Source organism: Allobosea sp. P4_C6 (assembly GCF_056402015.1).
The window spans coordinates 1-2226 of sequence record NZ_JBFUIF010000193.1 but is presented as its reverse complement, the minus strand read 5'-3'; the positions used below and the strand labels follow the sequence as shown (position 1 = coordinate 2226).

Here is a 2226-nt window from a genome sequence, read left to right as displayed (position 1 = left end):
TCGTTGGAGAGCCCTCGGGTCGATATCTCTGGATACTGACCCGAAGTCAGGCTGTCAGCCCGCGCCAGTATGCGACACTGGTGGAGCGGGCGAAGGCGCTCGGATACGACACGGGTATGCTGAGGCGAACCCAGCAGTGATGATACGCGATCGGGCCGATGCCATCAGGTGCCGCACCAAGCGAGCGCTATCCCGTTTCGCTTTAATAGCGCCTTGCCAATATTGCGGCTTGTCTAGCTCATGTCGCGCTGGATGAGGCAGAGCCGAAACAGGCGCCTGCTCCGAAGCCTATGGAGCAACAAGTTGCTTCCGTTTTTGGCGGAGTCCCACGGCGATGCCCGGGCTGCCATCGGGGCTCTGCTTCACAACCGCGATGAGCTCCTGAGAGATGCCGATCGGGCAGTTTCCGTGGGCTTCCTACGCGGTCGGTTCTCCGAAGGAGCGCGGCCGGTTCGGTAAATGAAGGCATGAACGCCTTCGATCAGCTATCTCGACGCGCTCAACCCGGCCCAGCGGCGCGCAGTGATCCATGGTGTCGGCGCGGTGGCTTCCTCGCCCTGGTTGTCATCGCCGGCGCGGGCTCCGGTAAGACCAATGATCCGCCTTCGCTGGCTGGTCCATTGCGATTGTTAGTGGACGGTTGGCCTGGAGGCTATCGCGGGCGGCKTAGCTGGTCCGGGTTGCGCAGCCGCCCGCGCGGCCATGGCGGGGACGAAGACGTGCGGAGCCGGCGGCTTGTATCCGAGCGAGCCATGCGGGCGCACCGTATTGAAGTGGTGCCGCCAGCTTTGACGACGACCTTCGCCCCGGCGAGGGTGTAGAAGATTTCGCCGTCGAGCAGCTCGTCCCGAAGCCTTGCATTGAACGACGACTCCAGGCACACCCCTCCTCATCCGGCACGCATGGATCGCTCTCTTCCGGCTTGATCAGCTGTTGCAGCCCCGCGCGCCCGATCGGCGCCACCAGGCCGAACTCAGCTATGTGCCCCCGGATCGTGTTGGACAGCTGGATGCGCTGGAACATCAAAGTCAGCCGGACTTTGTGCAGCACCATCACGCTTTGCTGCTCAGGGCTCTTCACCTCCACGAAGAGCATCATCGGCCGGGTCACGGCCTCGCAGATCGCCTCGGCGTCGGCGGCATCGTTCTTTTGCCGCTTTACGTTTGGCTTCATATAGCTCGGCGGTATGAGCTTCACTAGGTGGCCCAGCGCGCCGAGCTCGCGGGCCCAATAGTGCGCCGTAGCGCAGGCTTCGATGCCGATCAGGCACGCCGGCAGCTTGGCGAAAAACGGCAAGACCTGCGCCTAACCTTGAACATGACGCGCTCCTCCTGCCTTGCAGGAGCTCAGGCTCCCGCAGGGGTGGAGAGCCGTCCACAGCATCACTTCCCGACCTCGGTGTCCTGCAGAGAGCGGACGTTTATGAATGGGAGTTGGAGCAGCGCGAACAATCAGGAGCAGCGTCGCCAGCCAGCGACCTCAGCTGCTTTCCTGTTGCGCCTTCCACTCCTGGTATTCGACTTCGGCCTCCTGGGCGAGCGGGTAGTAGCGACGAAGATCGCCGCCCTTCGAAAGCATAATGCGCGAGAAGTCCTCCCACTCGGCATGATGGCTGCCGGCTTGGAGCAGCCTCTCGGCATAGGCGATCGGCACGCAGATGGCGCCGTCATCGTCTGCGATGATGATATCGCCCGGTTTCACATAGGTGCCGCCGCAGGCGATCGGCACGTTCACTGCGTGTGGCATAAGCGTCGTCTGCGTATGAAAATTCGGGCTGACGCCCCGCATCCAGTAGCCGATATCGAGCTTGAACGCCTTGGCGGCATCGCGGATGACGCCGTCGATGACCATGCCTTTCCCGCCCTTGCCGGCGAAGTAGGTCAGCATCATCTCGCCGAAGATGCCGCTTTCCAGGTCACCACGGGCGTCTACGACGACGATGTCGCCAGCTTCGATGTGATAAAGCGCATGCCTGTGAAGCTGCTTCTCCCGATCGGCATATTCGTCGTCGCCGTAGAGATCCTCGCGTTTCGGCATGAACTGGAGGGTGACGGCAGGTCCGGCCACGACCTTGCCGCGAGAGTGGRGCACGGCGCCTGTAATGAGCGGATTCCGGATACCCATCTTGTAGAGTTCGCTCGACGCGGTAGCCGTTCCGATGCTGGCAAGCCCGTCCACGAGAGCTTTCGCCGGACGATTGATCGTGGGAATGTCGAACATGTGCTG

General features: G+C 62.4%; 2 protein-coding genes and 2 pseudogenes. 1 reads left to right on the top strand and 3 read right to left on the bottom strand.

Going from position 1 to position 2226, the window contains the following annotated elements:
• On the top strand, positions 1 to 140 hold a 140-nt coding region (locus AC1DVA_RS27815), incomplete at its 5' end, for a lipocalin family protein (protein WP_476808039.1).
• A 489-nt stretch (positions 141 to 629) separates the two neighbouring features.
• Here AC1DVA_RS27815 and AC1DVA_RS27810 read toward each other — a convergent pair.
• The 3 genes and pseudogenes from AC1DVA_RS27810 to AC1DVA_RS27800 form a co-directional block, all read right to left on the bottom strand.
• A pseudogene (locus AC1DVA_RS27810) lies at positions 630 to 886 on the bottom strand (integrase core domain-containing protein); the annotation flags it as partial.
• A 77-nt stretch (positions 887 to 963) separates the two neighbouring features.
• Positions 964 to 1305 (bottom strand): annotated as a pseudogene (locus tag AC1DVA_RS27805) (IS110 family transposase); the annotation flags it as partial.
• A gap of 174 nt (positions 1306 to 1479) precedes the next feature.
• A complete protein-coding gene (locus tag AC1DVA_RS27800) occupies positions 1480 to 2220 on the bottom strand; it encodes a ribonuclease activity regulator RraA (protein WP_476808038.1) in 741 nt (246 codons plus the stop codon).
• Between the last annotated feature and the right edge of the window lie 6 nt (positions 2221 to 2226).